Genomic DNA, 16860 nt, shown 5'->3' on the forward strand with positions numbered 1-16860 from the left:
GATATGGTTTTTTATTATGGCTGATCCATGAGCTCTAAGATATAAATTGAGAGGGAATGGGCGGCATTAAAAGTTAAACGCGCATGGCGAGGCTTGAGATTGATTAGTTCAAAATCCTTAATGAGCGGCCATGCGCTGCACTTTTCTTGTTTCTTAAATTCATAGTACCACTAACGATTCTGGATAGACCGGTTGCGATCATTCTTAAGTCATTTTTATCTAGATCTTGATTTTTTAAGTTTTTTTTCTTTATATCGTCAGTATGAATCTTAGCCTTCTTAGCAACTTCTTTCCATAAAGCGTACAGCTTATTATGGGCATTTTCTGCATATGGGATAGAATGGTGGTCGAGATAAGCTTTGCAAGAGGCTTCCAACAGATTTGCTGCAAATAAAACTGCCTCCCTTGGATCTTTTTCTATATTTTCTAATGCTCTATTTATTTCGATTTCTACTGCTGAAAGTTCTTTCTCTGCAATAAGTTTTTTTAGCTCTTCCATCGAGAGGAGACCAGCTTTTTGCAATTCTTGTGTGAAGGTCACCTCATTCTTGATAATATATCCTCCACGCTGATATTCCAATCCATCTTTCTTTAACGTTTCTAAAATTTTACGTTGATCTTCTTTAAGCTGTTGTAGCATTTGGTCTTCTGGTATGTCTTGAAATATGAATCCGACTAACTTATGAAACTCGCTGTCCAAAAAATCACCAAGCAGGGGACCAAGGACTTCAAGCGGTTCATTGCATTTTACATTGATTGTATCTAGTCGTTTCTTAATCGTGACTTCTTTATCATCACTTAGGTACTCATGAGGAGCAGATGGTGTATAAAAGAATAAGGCATCCAAATTCTCTGGCCAATAGTACTTTGGTAATATTTGAGAGAGTGCCCTAATTGTTGCAGGAGGGATTTTGTTTTTCTGAGATATTGTTTGCGGAGACGATAATTGCATTTTGTATCTTTGTAATATCAAAAAGTGGTATGTTGAGTGGTTTTTAGAGTATGATTTTATTGCCTGACCTTGCTTAGAAAGTCGCGCAACAATTTTGTGGCTTATATAAGATTTGTGAAAGAGAAATGCCATATTGTGTTTTAATTTTTTCTCCTTTCATTGTTATAACAGTGAAGCAGTGAAGGGGGTGAATAATGCGTGATAATTGGAAAAATATAGAATGAGAACAGAAGTATAATTTTGTATTATCGTAACTGTAATAGCATTCTTTATTGGCAGATTGTTTATTGGAGAGAAGGAAGCAGGCAATGCGCATAATCCCTGAACGGAAGGTCTTGTGACAAGAATTTCAATAATGGCATGTTACTAAATGTTGTGTGTGTTCTTTGCTTGTCAGAAAAAGTAGATGGGGCTCTTTATTTGCATAACCGGTATAGAGTAATGAGTAATGCGGGAGGCTAGTTTAAAATCTCGTTTATTCCGTTAAAGCTTACGGTTTTCTATAAAAAGACTGTTTTCATTATATCCGCTGTGAAGCTCGCATACTTGGTAGATGGAAATATACGCGTTTATCGTGTCTGTAAGGGAGCTTGAAGCAATGAAGTTATGTGTAAAAGAGTTCTGAAAAGCTTCTTTTGTCCGTAAATTTTATAAGGAAAATCTAAAGGCAGGAAAATGTTAGAGAAATCTAAGAGTACGCTGTGAAAATCAAGAAACAGTCTTTTTAGAGATGGTTTGCTGTCTGTCATCGTGCATCATGATTTTCAATGTTTTTAAAATTTCCCTCTCAATGAGAGAGGGCTTTTTTATTAAAGTGGGGGAGATTTCTTATAACAGTTAACAATGAAATGGAGAGAAGATGCTGCTTTACCAGCTGTTTTTGTCTCTTCAGTTTCATTTGGACCTATTGCTGTTATGAAAGCATAGTGATTCAATGACTTTGAAAAGGGGCGAATAACATTATCAAGTTTGCAATACAGTGCGATTTTCCACATCGCGGTGCGTTATAGAAGATGATTAGCATTTATAGGGGCGTGCTCGGGGGCGGGGTTCTATATTCTATGCTGGTGCGGTAGGGCGTCTGTTAGCGCATTTATGGAACTATTCCGCATTGAAACGCGTGCTTAATTTCGTGGATCTTTGCAAAGGTCTGATCAGAAAATCCCATATTTCAAGAGGTTTTTAGAGGGATTTAAAAGCACAGAGGTATCATAAAATTACAAACACCGTACGTTACTGGAGGTGATCAATTTTAGAGCTTAAGGAGCTTATCGGTTTAGTGTTCTTTCATAAAAATGATGAAGGCTGTGGTCAAGGTCTCAGTGTGTTGGTTTCTCGAAAAGTGGTAAATGCTGTATGATTTTATATGCCATTGCCAATGTTATGGATAGGGTGTTCAAATAAAGCATATCATAAATCGGAATTCTTCTCTTTACGCGATAAGAGGAGGGCTAGGCAAAACAGTAAAAATGCAGCGATAGAGAATATGAAGAATACGATATATGTTTGGTTTAAGGACAAGTATTCTTCTGTCAGAGAATGGATCAAAAAGCCAGCGAATATACCCCCTAAGGCACCACCTATTTGCTGTAATATGCGTGTGATAACGGCTGTATCTTTGACGTATAAACTGTTGACATATTGGATGGGGGCGGAAAGGCAGACAATGGTGGCGATGCCAAGTCCTATGCCTCTTAGCAAGAATCCAAGTCCATCCATGCTTATATTATAGCCGAAGCATAATAACCCAAGGCTTGATATCACTAAACCAATTCCTATCATGAAAAAGGGAGATTTTTCTTTCCATTTCTGGTAAATAAATTTCCTTCCGATCCATGCTCCTACCCCTTGCAGAGCAAGGAGGGCACCGATGATGAGAAGGCTATTTTCATGGGCTTGTTCCATGGCAATGGCTAGTGGGAAATAAACGAGGAAGCTATAAAAAAGAAATGAAGCAACAAGCCCCATGATCATGAGTAATGTATAGCGCGCATTTTGAAATCCGCTAAAGACGATTAATTTGTTTTTTGCTTTCTGATTAGAAACAATGAATAATATGAGAGATATCACCGCTATAAGTGCTAGGATATATAAGTGGTTTTTGTTATTGATGTTTCTGGCTTCTGTGAGGTAAAAAAACGAAAGAAGCGATGTGGAAAACGCTAAAAATGTAAATAAGTTAAATTTTGTTTTTGTTGTTTCGTTGTTCTTTAAATGTTTTGCTCCAAGGGTGAGTGCCAATAAAATAAGCGGAATATTAATAAAAAATAACAAACGCCAAGAGACATACTGAGCAAGTGAGGCGCCCACCAGCGGACCAAAGGCAGGAGCGAAAACTGTTGGTACGGCTATGGTGCCCATGGCTTGGCGCACTCGTGTCTGTCCAAATTGTAAGGCAATGATGGTTTGGCTAAGGGGTAGCAAAAGACCGGTCCCAAAACCTTGAACGATACGGGCAGATATAATAGTTGGAAAACTATAGCTTAATCCTACCCCCAGTGATCCAAGCATAAAAATGAAGCTTGCAAGAAACCAAGTGCTTTTGATACCTATTCTTCCTTGCACAAAAGCTGCCATCAGTAGTCCTGGCACGGTGGCTAGAAAATAGGATATTACAATCCATTGTATATTATTTTCTTCCACGGAAAAATAATGCGCAAGGTTAGGAAGGATGACATTAACAATGCTTCCGTCCAGCAGAGGAAGTATGCTGGAAATAATGACGGTATATATGACATACCGTTCTGTTTTTGTATAGGAATCTATCTTTTGCATGATCGTGCTCCCTACAGATGTTCTTTAAAACATTGGTTGCGCCCCATTCACAGACTTTTAAAAATTAACACGTGTTTGTGATGTCTGCGGTTTTGATATTGGAATGAATGTGATTGGAAGTGCTGATGGTCCCCAAATGCTTCTCTTGTGTACAAACCCCTCTTCCTCCAAAATGAAGCCATCAGTTAAGCTGATTTTGATGAGTTTATCGAGGAGTCTGTTTTCTGTCAATTCACTTTGCATGAGAGCAAAAGCAGAACCTACACGAGACGTGCATGCCTGCTCCATTTGCATTTATTATTTAACATGGAAAATGTGAAAATCTTTATAAATCAAATTATTGACTTAAAAATCCAATGTTTGTTTATATATCATTTTTTATGCTTAAATGATTGTTTGGGTGTCAAATGTATTCTCAATAGTTTATAATTTTCTTTTCTTAAATGTGCAGCCCTTTCTGGAAAATATTCGACAATCTCTTGATTGTTTAATAAAGATTAAAATCGGTTATAAGGAAGGGCTTGTAAATTATAGAGTAGGAAAAAGGTGCATTTTATAAACAACAGGGGAGGGTTGTTTCCATAGCCCAAACATTTTTTCAAGTTGTTATGGTATCTTTTTGAAGTGCTTGATCGATAAAAGTTTCATAATTATCAGAAACAATATATTGGGTATTTTCTCCCAAAGCTTTGAAATGTTCATGACCGCAATGGATTTTTGCTTTTTCCAGATCGCGCAACATGTCTTCGAAAATACTTCCTTTGCTTTCCACAACAAAATACAGTTTTTCTTGCCCATCTTGCTCAAATAATACAGCCCAATCGGGAGTATATGATCCAAGAGGTGTATCAATTTTAAACCATTTAGGCAGTTGCGCATAAACTTTAATCTCATCGTTTTTTTCAAACGATTGTGCAAAACTAAACTCAATATCTGAATCATAAATAACATGATCATAAGGTGATCTATGGTTTTTTACATATTCTTTTATAAAAAAATTTGCTTTTATATTTATTAAAATGCATTTTCTATTTTATTTTTTCGTATAATTAGCCAATGAAGCTTTTGCTCTAATGTCGCAATTTGTAAAAAAACTATTTGGTCATTCAATATGAAACTTTTTATGTCGGTTTCTTGTATTGAAAGCAATGGTACGATTTTTGATATCTGATAAAAATATTTACAAAAGAATTAATAACGCATGATTATAGAATTTTGTCCTTTGTTTGAAGCATGTAAAGTTAAACCATTGTTTATTCATAGATTTTATGTTCATTATTTATTTGATACATTTAATCTAGAATGTAAATTGTGTTCGTATCCTCAAACTAAAATACTGGTATTGAAGTGGTGAGAGTGTTGCTTTGTTGAGAATAGATAATTTGGTAGGTTGGTATTCCCTTTGTATCAGAGAATTCAACTTATTCTCTCATATTGTGTGTGGATGAAATGTTAACCGCATAATGCTCCCTCTTACATGAGATGTAAGATTGATATGTTTTCCACATTGAGAAAAGTTGTTGATCGTAGAGAAATATTTTTTTGCGAAATTCGTTTGGCTTAAATGGAAAAAATAGAGCAAGAGCCGCATATTTGTTATGCTGTAATGGCATATATATAATCGATGGAGTCAACACTTCATTTAAGAAGTTTTTTAAAGGAAAAACATAAAAAAATAGAATTATTGAAAAAAATCTTTTATTTTGAAGCTTGTTTCTCACGATTATAAAAGCTTCACGTGGATTTTAAAAATTCTTGTTGTGTTGAAAAGCATGAAAAATCAAGAAAATTTTGCAAAAAAGCTGCACTATGCGTGCAGCTTTTTATGTATTTGCTTTAAAGGTAGACGTTTTAAAGCATGAAAGTGTCCTTACGGCTTCTATAACCATAATAGCCAAAAACACTGGAAATAATGGCGCCTATCAGACTGCCTAAAAATCCCCACCATCCCATATTAGAGGCTGTTTTTGTGGCTTTAGTTGCAGTGTTTTGGGCAGCCTTGATTGTATCTTCAAGATTATCCGAGAGTGTTTCTGCCCGTTCTTCAAGCGCTTTTATCGCCTTTTCAGTTTTTTCCTCTGCACTTTGATAGAGTTGAACGGCACGGTTTACTGCTGTTTGTGCATCAGCACGGGACATGCCATCGGTCATGAGGGCTTTGATGATATCACTTTGATCAAATTTTTCCGTGAGATCTTCTACGCGATCAGACAGGCGCTCACCAAGATTTTTTAAAGTGGTGCGATAGTGAGAAGGATCATTTTTGAAAGCTGTTATTGCAGAACCAATATCGTTGAGTGCAGCTTGATAGGTTTGTTTTAAACGATCAGGGTTGAGAGCAGGAATGTCGCTTTTATTAAGAAGGGTGCGCAATTCACTCGAAAGTTGATCAAAATTGATGCCATTGTCACTGTTTTTTGCAAAAAACTTTTCAACACTTTCGCTGTTTAATTTTGCAAGTATAGGGGAAATATTGGTTTTGAGGCTGTCTACGGTTTGTTGGATCGTGGAGCTGTTTTCTAGAGCCGTTTTAGCTCCTATCTTTGCTGTACTAGAAACCACATGGATGGCTTGGAGGGTCATCAGCAATGTTATGAGAGCCCAAGTGAGAAAGCCATGAAGCGTCCCTGAGGTTTCAGCAAAACGTCCAGCAACAAAGCCTCCTAAGGCTAGGCTAATCAGTGTAACGATAACAGAACCTACGCCAAAGGAGAGGAAAGAGCCTTCCAATGGGGTTGAAGAGGTGAAATCCATTTGGCTTAAGCCTAACGCTGCTACCAGAAAAGAGAGGCAGATTGAGGTGGCAAGGGCGCTCACCAGTCCCGCAAAGATTGCGGACCATGAAATGGGTGTGTGAAAGAATGGATACTTTTCTTCTAGAGATGTTTCTCCTAGAAAATTCGTATTAAATGGTGTGTCTTCAGGAATGCGAGTTTCCATGTTTTATCTCCTTGAATATGCTGGAGATACAATGTCTTTTTGCCAATTATGTTCCAAAAGGGATAAAGAGCCGCCAAAAAGGGATAGGAAAAATCTAAAGTTAAGATCGAGATCATCATGGCAAGGCATTTTCTTTTTAAACTCTTGTTTAAAGCGCGTTCATAGAGAGTTTTTGTTGATCATAAAAAAGGGCATGGAAACGACAAGGCACGCTATTAGGCTTTATACGTTCATTATAATATGGATGCTTTTTTGTTTATATTCTTTCATAAATTAGAATTTTTGTCTCATGACAACGTCTTGGTCGATAAACATGTGATAAGCGTTACGAATGGGAATATATTTATGTTTCATAAATAAAAGCACATTTTATATAGAGAGCCCTTTCTTTGTGTTTTCGCTATTGTATTCTTTTGACAAATGCTTTTCTTTTTGATTGTATCAAAAAGTTTAAAGAGAGACCTTGTTAGGATATAAAATGTTTTGTTCAACTTTTTTTAAAAATCGTGAAATCTATGGACCACTTTGTATTGGTTTTGATCCGAGCCATAAAGTTTTGCAATCATGGAATTTAAGCTGTGATTATAAAGGTCTAAAAGATTTTTGCGATATCCTCTTAACAGCGGTTATGGGTAAAGTGGGGATGATAAAGCCTCAAGCAGCATTTTTTGAGCTATATGGAGTGGAAGGGCTTCAAATTCTCAAAGAACTTATTGAAAATGCGCAGGCACAAGGTTTGTTGGTTCTCGTTGATACGAAAAGAGGGGATATTGGCTCTACTGCTGAGGCTTATGGTAAAGCTTGGCTGGGTCCAAGTAGTGCGTTCAAAGCTGATGCCATAACTGTCAATCCCTTTTTAGGATTTGATGCTCTTATTCCTCTGATAAAAGTTGCAGAAGAAACAGGAGCAGGGGTTTTTGTGGTTGTTCAGTCTTCTAATCCAGAGGGGAAACAAATACGAAATGCGCTTATTGGTGATCAAACGGTTTCTGCTCATTTGGCGCAGCGTATTTTTGAATATAATAGCCAATCTTCAAGTCAATATCATTATATTGGGCCTATTGGGGCAGTGATTGGAGCGACATTGGGATCTGAAGCAAAAGATACAATCGAGCAGTTAAAAAATAGTCTGTTTCTCGTTCCTGGCATTGGGGCTCAAGGGGGAACAATAACACAATTGACTCAGCAGTTTCCACAAAGACTTTGGCAGAATGTTATTCCCTCTGTATCACGCTCTATTACAGATGCTGGACGAAATAGTGTTGATTTAAAAAATGTTATCAATCATTTTGTAGAACAAGCGCAAAGCACACTGATATCTTGAGGATTTTTGCATCTGTAATCAATCTGAAAAGTTCTGAGAAAGAAGGCTTTTTAGGAGGGGGCTTCCAGTTTATCCAGAATCAGCAGTTGCTTTGTGATTTCTTTCAAAAAGCATGGATGTCTTTTCATTGAATGTTAAGCGGGCATTTCATGTTGAGCAAGAGGCTATGCTCTTATTGAAAGTGCAAATATTTTCAGCAGATTGCCTTAAGGATAAAGGTTTACATCTTTTAAAAGCAAAAGCTTATGCATATTGTTACCAGTTTCCAGTTGATAAAGTTATTGCAGCGTTTGTTTCTATAAGATAGACAAACATTATCTGTGAATACATATTGTTGTTAGAGAAAAACATGTCATCAAAACAAGAAAAAACCAAAGCCCGTTTACCCCGTGGTTTTGTTGATCGTACAAGTGCACAGTTGTATGCCGCTGAAACTATGATTGCGCAAATTCGTGAAGTTTATGAACTTTACGGCTTCGAAGCATTGGAAACACCGATTTTTGAATATACGGATGTGTTGGGCAAGTTTTTACCGGATGAAGATCGTCCCAATGCGGGCGTTTTTTCCCTACAAGATGATGATGAGCAATGGATGTCTTTGCGCTATGATCTAACGGCGCCTCTTGCTCGTTATTTTGCTGAGAATTTTGAAACGTTACCAAAGCCTTATCGCAGTTATCGTCTTGGCTTTGTTTTTCGCAATGAAAAACCAGGTCCAGGGCGGTTTCGGCAATTTATGCAGTTTGATGCGGATATTGTTGGAACACCAACCGTTGCAGCTGATGCCGAAATTTGTATGATGGCAGCGGATAGTTTGGAAAAATTAGGCATTCACCAGCATGATTATGCCATTCGCTTGAATAACCGAAAAATTCTGGAAAGTGTTTTAGAGTTGATTGGTTTGGGGGAAAGGGAGCAGATTGAAAGACGCTTAACTGTTCTTCGGGCAATGGATAAACTGGATAAATTTGGTCCTGAAGGCGTGCGTTTGCTCTTGAGCAAGGGGCGTTTGGATGAAAGTGGTGACTTTACAAAAGGGGCAGAGCTTAAGGATAAAGAGATTGAGTGTATTCTTTCCTTACTGACTGTAAACGCGAAAACGGCAGAAGAAACGCTTGAGGCTCTCAGACAAGTCGTTGGTCAGAGTGCTCAGGGGCTTGAAGGCGTTCGCGAGCTTGAAGAAATGCAAGCAATTTTTGTCGCTAATGGTTATCACAATCGCATTAAAATTGACCCTTCGGTGGTTCGTGGATTAGAGTATTATACGGGACCTGTTTTTGAGGCGGCATTGCTTTTTGATGTTCTCAATGATGATGGGCAAAAAGTTGTTTTTGGTTCTGTTGGTGGTGGCGGGCGCTATGACGGATTGGTGGCACGCTTTCGTGGTGAAAATATTCCGGCAACAGGTTTTTCAATCGGGGTTTCGCGTTTGATTGCTGCTTTGCAAAATCTTGGAAAGTTGCCTATGAAGGAGACAACAGGACCCGTTGTGGTGTTGATGATGGATAAAGAACCAGAGGCAGTTGCGCGCTATCAAAAAATGGTGATGCAGTTGCGTGATGCGGGAATTCGTGCTGAGCTCTATTTGGGGGCATCGGGGATAAAAGCGCAGATGAAATATGCAGATCGACGTCAAGCGCCTTGTGTGGTGATCCAAGGTTCACAAGAACGTGAGAGTGGAAAAATACAGATTAAAGATTTGATTGAAGGGGCGCGTTTATCTCATGAGATCAAAGATAATCAAACATGGCGTGAAAGTCGACCAGCACAAGTGACGGTTGATGAAGAGAATTTGGTTCAAACAGTACAAGATATTTTAGCAGTCCAAAAACGATAATGATAAAAGGTTTATAGAAGCGATAGCTTGAAGTATTCTGGAAATTTGAGATTCAATTTTTAAAATCTGTACTTTTCTTGTTTAGGCGGACTTACGTATGCGTTTAAAATCGCGTTTTTTGAGCTGGTATGGCATAAAAGAGAATTTTTTTAAGAGGTAAATAAGCTCCATTTACTAAAAACGTGTCCTTCTGAGGATGCGATGATAACATCTTGGTGAACAAAAAAATTGAGGAACTCAAGAGGTTTAGGGAATACTTTCCCAAAAGTTTATAAAAATATTGACAGTTCATATTGGCTTCATCTTTGAATTCTCATCTATGAGCATCAAATTCTTTGATGTTCTCTTCTTGGACATTACAAAATCTAGCATTATTGCAAAAGAAGGGAGAACGAGAGCGTTTTATCCTAAAAGACTTTTTAAGCTTCAAAAAACAATGGAATGACTTAAATCGAACAATTTTTTACAGGAGCATGTTTGGATGAATTGTAAGCTGCCATAATGGTAACTGACTGATAATGTGCATTATTTCAATAAAATCAATTCTTTAATGGAGAAATGAAAATGGCCCAATATGATTTTACCGTGCTCTATGAACGAAATCCCTTTATTCTTGAAAGACCTGAGAATATTGGAAAATCATTTAAACTCCCTCCTTCAAACTTCGGATTTGAAAATCTTCCGCAAATTACCTTTTCAGGAGCGTCCGATAGCCGGCGTATGATTTTTGGGCTATCATTTAGTGGTATGAAAGCATTTTTGGTGATGTTGTGGCAAGTAGGGAAAATGTCAGATGAAGATGATGTGGATTTATGGTTTGATCAGATAACATTGGATCATGATATTCTTGAGGAATTTTTGACTTGCGATCTTTCAATTCAAGAACCAGAATATCTTGATTTTGAAAGTTTTAAAGAAGGTATCAAAGAATTAGAAACAAATAAAATTGTAGCGAAGGGGACAAAAAAAGATTGTTATTTCATTAATCCAGATATTTTTGGTCTTCCTGAATGTGATGAAGATTTTGAGTTCGATGAAGAGGAAGAGATAGAAGAGGAAGAAATGAAAACACATTTTATGGTAGAATATCCCAATAAACGCCTTCTTTAATCGTTTCTCTCTTAGAGAAAAATAAAAGCTTAGAATAAATGGCTATGAGAACAGCAATGAGTCCGTTTATGGTATGTGGATTGGAATGTTTGCGGGTTTTGTTTTGATTTAATATTCTTCATGAACGGTTTTTTATGCAGAGCAGTTTTTATGTCATATTTACTTCTTTTTATGAGACATGGGGTAATTTGAACTGTGCGCCTCTTCAAACAAATGTTTGATCTGTATTTTCTTTCTTGATGCTATTGTGAATCTTGCAGTAATGATGTTCATAGTTTTTGTGTTTGAGAGCGTTTACGAGATGCACGTTTACTCTTTTTTATCGTTTATTCATATGCCAATTCCACGTGCTAATGAGCAAGAAAATAGTTTTAAGGGATTTGATATAAGAAGGGATAAAATAAAACAATCTTATGGTATTCAGCTTCTCTCATTCAATATGCGAAATGATAAATTATCCTTATAAATCAAATTATTGTTTGACACAAAGTTTTTCTCAATATGAGAAATTTACATTGTTCTTGCATATTTCATCGATACGTTAGCTCTTGATGTTTCTGAGAGAGTTTTTGCATGAATTTGCACATTTCGCAATTGCATTCTCATTTTTTGATCGTGTGCAACAGTTTTTAGCTTTTTATTCTTTTAGCACGATGATTGGTTTGGATTTTTTTTACTGGAAATTTTCCAAGCTTTTGCAAAGCCGTTAAAACGTGAAATATTTATTGAAAAAATTATTGCTGGAATATTTTTTCACTGAAAAAGCACAATCAACTTATAGTGTTCGCCTTGACAAATAGATGTTGCAAAAAATAAACGACACAAATTTCCGGAGGAGGAAGGTTTGTGTCGTAAAATTTTGTTTAAATGGATAATTTTTGGGCTGGATTAGCTTTTCAAGGCTTTTAAAACATTTTGTGGTGAAGAAACTTCATAAGGATCTGTTGCACAATTATCTGAAAAACCTGCTTCTTCAAACCATTTCTCAACCACACCATCATTAATAACGGCAGCATAGCGCCATGATCGCATGCCGAAACCAACATTGTCTTTTGCAACCAGCATACCCATTTTGCGTGTGAATTCACCAGAGCCATCGGGAATTAATTTCACGTTTTTGATATTTTGTGTTTTTCCCCAAGCATTCATGACAAAAGCATCATTGACGGAAAGGCAATAAATTTCATCAATACCAGCTTGTTTAAATTCATCATAGAGTTTTTCAAAGTCAGGCAGCTGAAAGGTTGAGCAAGTAGGGGTAAAAGCTCCAGGAAGAGAAAAAAGAATAACACGCTTTCCTTTAAAGTAAGCATCGCTGTTAACTTCTTGCCACCGATAAGGATTGTCTCCAGCCATTGATTCATCGCGTACGCGTGTGTGGAATGTTACATTGGGAACTGTTTTTTTCATCATCATGATGCTCCTGTATTCTTTTACGAAAATTTTGTTTTAAAACAGCCTTCGTATTTAAAAACATATGGCAAAAAGCGTTTTAAACAAAAGGGCTTCTTTAAAAATTCTTACTTCTAACGAGTGTGCAAATATTTCACACTTCCGTCAAGTAGAATTAATGGTCGACTTTGGATACTCTTCACCTTAAAATTATAGGAAATCATATAAAGGTATTGATATGACCATAAAGACAGTTTTAACCACGGCTTTTGAGGGGCAAAAACCGGGAACGTCTGGTTTGCGCAAAAAAGTGTCTGTTTTTCAACAACCCCATTATGTAGAAAACTTTATACAGTCTCTTTTTGATAACATTGGGCCTCTTGAAGGAAAAATGTTGATTCTTGGGGGGGATGGGCGCACTTTTAATCGTACTCTTCTTCAGATTGTGTTGAAGATGGCGGCGGCGCATGGTGTTTTTTGTGTTAAAATGGGAAGGGGCGGTATTCTTTCTACACCTGCTGTTTCGCATCTTATTCGTAAAACTCATGCCCATGGTGGACTTATTCTTTCTGCAAGCCATAATCCTGGTGGTCCAGAGGGAGATTGTGGTATCAAATACAATGTTTCCAATGGTGGACCGGCTCCTAATTCTTTATGTGATGCTATTTTTGCAACATCGCAACGTCTTTCCTTTTATAAAATTCTTGAAGCACCAGATATTGATTTAGATAGGCAAGGTACGGTCTTTATGGGAGCCATGCGGATTGATATTATCGATCCTGTCGCTGATTATGTTGCTTTGATGCAGGAGCTTTTTGATTTTGACTGTATTGCTAAGGCCGTTGCTCGAGGTCTTACTTTACGGTTTGATGCCATGCATGCGGTAACAGGGCCTTATGCTCATGAAATTTTTGAAAAATGCTTAGGATTTTCTGAAGGGACAGTGGTTAATGGTATTCCTTTGCCAGATTTTGGAGGCGGTCATCCAGATCCCAATTTGGTTTATGCCAAGGCTCTTTATGATTTATTGATGTCAGAGCAAGGACCAGATCTTGGCGCAGCCTCTGATGGTGATGGAGATCGTAACCTCATTATTGGTCGTGGGCAATTTGTCTCGCCTTCGGATTCTTTGGCTATTATGGCTGAACATGCACACCTTATTAAAGGATATCGAAAAGGTGTTGTAGGGATAGCGCGTTCTATGCCAACGGGGCGTGCTGCTGATTTAGTTGCGGAAAAACACGGATTAAACTTTTTTGAAACGCCAACGGGATGGAAGTTTTTTGGAACCCTTTTGGATGCGGGGAAAGTAACCTTTTGTGGTGAAGAAAGCTTTGGAACGGGCTCTCATCACATCCGCGAAAAAGATGGTTTATGGGCTGTCCTATTTTGGTTAAATCTTTTAGCGGTAACAGAAAAAACTGTCGCACAGATTGTTCAACAGCATTGGTCCACCTATGGGCGTTTTTACACGTTACGGCATGATTATGAAGAAGTCGAAGCAGATAAAGCTTTGGCATTACTAGAGCATTTGCGTGCGCACTTACCACATGCAGGAACTGAAATTGCTGGATTTTTCGTCAAAAAAGCAGATGATTTTACATATCATGATCCTGTTGATCAGAGCGTTAGCACGCGGCAAGGTATCCGTATTTTTTTCGAGAATGGAGCACGGTTGGTGGTTCGTTTGTCGGGAACAGGGACGCTAGGTGCTACTTTACGACTTTATTTTGAACAGTATGAAAGTGATCCGCGCAAACACAATTTTAATCCGCAAGAAGTTCTCCAACCTTTGCAACAGGTGGCACTAAAACTGTTAAACATACAACAAGCATTGGGGCGAGATCGTCCTGATATTATCACCTAAGATCATTGGAATGTTTTTTTGTAAAGGTATGATGATTGATCACATGGATGTGATTTTAGGGGCGTGATTTTATGTGCATAAGCCAGAGCTTAACTCTATTTTTAGGCGAGACTTGTTTTTTCCACCTTTCCATATCAATCGGATTCCTAAAACTGCGGGCTTCTTAAAACTAAATGCTGTAGGAAATTATAATCGAGCATAATCGGGGAATTTATGTCCAATGGGTTTGCTCAATGGCTTGATAGAAATTTTTGTTTAATAGGGGAATGTTTCTCATGCAAAATAAAATACGATCATTGTTGCACATTTCATATGTTTGTTTTAAAGAAGCTTCTCTCTCAAGACGCTAAAAACGTATCTTATGCGTGTTGCTTTGAAAGGGATAACCGGCCATCCATTGAGCAGCATCATTTTTACGCTTATGAGAGAGTAAGACGGCACCATCATTCACTTTGCCCGCTTTCAATGTTGGCTCTTATATTTGAGAGTGTTTAGTATTTTGGATAATCGTTTTACACGGATTTTCCTACTTGTAACATGCAAACAAAAGGCTTTGGTTGTTTCAATGTAAAAGGGGTTGAGAGAATCTCAGCTTATTTATCGGCTCTCATTCAATATACAAAACCATTAACTATGATCATAAATTAGTTTGTTCTCTAACATTATGAATGCTTTACTTAAATAAAAGGTCAAGTTGAGGCTATCATTTTCTTGTTTCTCAGTTTTTAGCTCTTTGGAAGCGTTTTTATTCATTCGTTAATTGTATTGCTGATGTATAAGAAAATGATTTTGATTAATTTATTAGAGAGAATGAAGTGAGTAAATTTTATGATATGCGGGCGCTCATTTAAGTTATATAATGATCAATCATTTTTATAAACTCATGTATGGTGTGTGATGATAGCATTCATGAACACAGTTGGCAGATGAGGATTGAAACAAAGGGAAATGTTTTTCTAAAATAATGGACAATAAGCACTTCTTGCATTATGACCAGTCATAATGAATGATTTTTCTTTTAATAAGGGGAATTTATGACCCAATATCCCAAATGTCCTCGTTGTGATTGTCTTTATACTTATGAAGATGGTGAAAATTTTGTGTGTCCTGAATGCGCACATGAATGGCCGCAAAAAAACGATGATACGGTTCTTGCCAATACTGTTTATGATGCCAATGGTCAGATTTTAACAAACGGAGATACCGTTATGGTGATAAAAGATCTGAAAGTAAAAGGCGCTTCATCTGTTTTAAAAGGGGGGACGAAGGTAAAGAATATTCGCTTGGTGGATGGAGATCATAATATTGATTGCAAAATTCCAGGGATTGGTCAGATGAGTTTAAAGTCGGAGTTTGTGAAAAAAGTTTAAGCATTTATCTTCTTGCAATTATTTTTGGATTTCGTTGGTTTTCTATTTTTACATTTTTCTCTAATTGGGCATATTTTCCTCCAGTGGCTTCTTTTCTTGTTTCATAGATTACACCAATCAGATAGAAGCAATATGTTTTCCTTTATTGCAAAGCCATGTATCGCAGAGAAATAGCGACTCTGTCTTTTTCTTTTAATATGCGGTTATGGGGGACTGGATGTTGACTCACAAGCAACAATAAAAGTATGCGCTTTATGAGAAGAACAATACCGTAAAGTAGACAAACTTATTCCTGCTGAATTGAAAAAATATTCTCATTTTTTGTATCAGATAATTTCTCAAACAACCATAATAGATCTGGCTTCAATGTATTTATTTTTTACAGGTAGTTATATTTTTGCGTCATGTTTATGGAAATGAGATTGAAAATGATAGGGGGGGAATTCTTGATTTTAAGAATGGAAAAAGGACGCTATGATCTTGATAAGGTCTTATTGCCATGCATTTTCCAGCTCTTAGTACTGCAACAGTCTCTTATAAAAGTGTACATAAGAGCTATTAAAAATAGTTTTTGTTATTATCCAGTTTGTGCTGTGTAAGCGGACGATTTTGATTGATGCAATAAAAACAGAATTGAAATAAGAAGAATGTCAGAATTCTCATTGCAAGTTGCAAAATGTGATCTTTGTCGAGTGGCTGAAACAACATATTGATTTATAATAGTAAATTAGCGTTATTCATATTGAATTAGAACCCCGAATAACGTGGGATTCTCTCATTTCAAATCTGTTTCATGTTGAATCAATTAAAATCACTTGCTTGCACACCACAAGCGGGGCTGGTGTGTGGGTAAAAATGAGGAAAGAAAGGATTAAAATGACTCTTATGAATCGTCTTAATGAAAGAGCTGTCGCATCATTAGGGGCTGGCAGATATGATGATGGTGCCGGCTTGCTACAAGGAGTATTTTGCGTGATTTGTCGTTGGAAGCACTGAGAAAGATAGAGCAAATGAGCACTCTATCTTACAATGTTTTCTTTTTTGGGTTTTCTTTTTTTTAACGAGGTCGTGTTTTCCTCGTTAAAATTGCATGACAAGATTATAAAACAAAATAAATTTAAAGTGCACACCCATGCATTGTACTTCTGTGTACGATTGGTTTGTTGAAATAACTTATGCTTCTTAAAGGGGGCTTTGAAATCTTTTTAAGGCATATGTGGAGGTGAAAGGTGAGTGAAGGTATCATTATTGGACAGATTTTTTTAACAGTACTCTATCTTTATGGCTGCATAG

General features: G+C 37.1%; 10 protein-coding genes and 1 pseudogene. 6 read left to right on the forward strand and 5 right to left on the reverse strand.

What is annotated here, in order from left to right; translation table 11 throughout:
- Positions 1-103: 103 nt before the first annotated feature.
- The 4 genes from PVV63_RS04965 to PVV63_RS04980 form a co-directional block, all read right to left on the reverse strand.
- Positions 104-952 carry an abortive infection family protein gene (locus PVV63_RS04965; RefSeq protein ID WP_273790932.1) on the reverse strand — a complete coding sequence of 283 codons (849 nt, stop codon included), beginning with the start codon at positions 950-952 and terminating at the stop codon, positions 104-106.
- Between the two features lie 1410 nt (positions 953-2362).
- A complete protein-coding gene (locus tag PVV63_RS04970) occupies positions 2363-3727 on the reverse strand; it encodes an MFS transporter (protein WP_273790933.1) in 1365 nt (454 codons plus the stop codon).
- Positions 3728-4325: 598 nt separating this feature from the next.
- A complete protein-coding gene (locus PVV63_RS04975; protein ID WP_342753370.1) occupies positions 4326-4748 on the reverse strand; it encodes a hypothetical protein in 423 nt (140 codons plus the stop codon).
- A gap of 830 nt (positions 4749-5578) precedes the next feature.
- The gene (locus tag PVV63_RS04980) at positions 5579-6667 is read right to left on the reverse strand and encodes a DUF3792 domain-containing protein (RefSeq protein WP_273790934.1); all 1089 of its coding nucleotides are present in this window, start codon (positions 6665-6667) and stop codon (positions 5579-5581) included.
- A gap of 478 nt (positions 6668-7145) precedes the next feature.
- On the opposite strand from PVV63_RS04980, the gene pyrF reads away from it, so the two are divergent.
- From pyrF to PVV63_RS04995, 3 genes are all read left to right on the forward strand, one after another.
- Positions 7146-7991, forward strand: coding sequence for an orotidine-5'-phosphate decarboxylase (pyrF, locus tag PVV63_RS04985; RefSeq protein ID WP_273790935.1), 846 nt, complete (start codon positions 7146-7148; stop codon positions 7989-7991).
- Between the two features lie 349 nt (positions 7992-8340).
- Positions 8341-9828, forward strand: coding sequence for a histidine--tRNA ligase (gene hisS / locus PVV63_RS04990; RefSeq protein WP_273790936.1), 1488 nt, complete (start codon positions 8341-8343; stop codon positions 9826-9828).
- A 564-nt stretch (positions 9829-10392) separates the two neighbouring features.
- A complete protein-coding gene (locus tag PVV63_RS04995; protein ID WP_273790937.1) occupies positions 10393-10938 on the forward strand; it encodes a replication protein in 546 nt (181 codons plus the stop codon).
- 888 nt (positions 10939-11826) lie between these two features.
- On the opposite strand, the gene PVV63_RS05000 is transcribed toward PVV63_RS04995, so the two are convergent.
- Positions 11827-12351 carry a peroxiredoxin gene (locus PVV63_RS05000; RefSeq protein WP_273790938.1) on the reverse strand — a complete coding sequence of 175 codons (525 nt, stop codon included), beginning with the start codon at positions 12349-12351 and terminating at the stop codon, positions 11827-11829.
- A gap of 217 nt (positions 12352-12568) precedes the next feature.
- Between PVV63_RS05000 and PVV63_RS05005 the strand changes: the two genes are divergently transcribed.
- The 3 genes and pseudogenes from PVV63_RS05005 to PVV63_RS05015 form a co-directional block, all read left to right on the forward strand.
- Complete coding sequence (locus tag PVV63_RS05005; RefSeq protein ID WP_273790939.1) at positions 12569-14197, forward strand: alpha-D-glucose phosphate-specific phosphoglucomutase; 1629 nt, start codon at positions 12569-12571, stop codon at positions 14195-14197.
- 1034 nt (positions 14198-15231) lie between these two features.
- On the forward strand, positions 15232-15567 hold the full coding sequence (locus PVV63_RS05010) for a zinc ribbon domain-containing protein YjdM (protein ID WP_273790940.1): 336 nt from the start codon (positions 15232-15234) through the stop codon (positions 15565-15567).
- An 876-nt stretch (positions 15568-16443) separates the two neighbouring features.
- Positions 16444-16524 (forward strand): annotated as a pseudogene (locus tag PVV63_RS05015) (DUF4102 domain-containing protein); the annotation flags it as partial.
- Positions 16525-16860: the final 336 nt, after the last annotated feature.

The organism is Bartonella sp. CM31XJBT, from assembly GCF_028618555.1.
In the GTDB taxonomy this organism is placed as follows: Bacteria; Pseudomonadota; Alphaproteobacteria; order Rhizobiales; family Rhizobiaceae; genus Bartonella.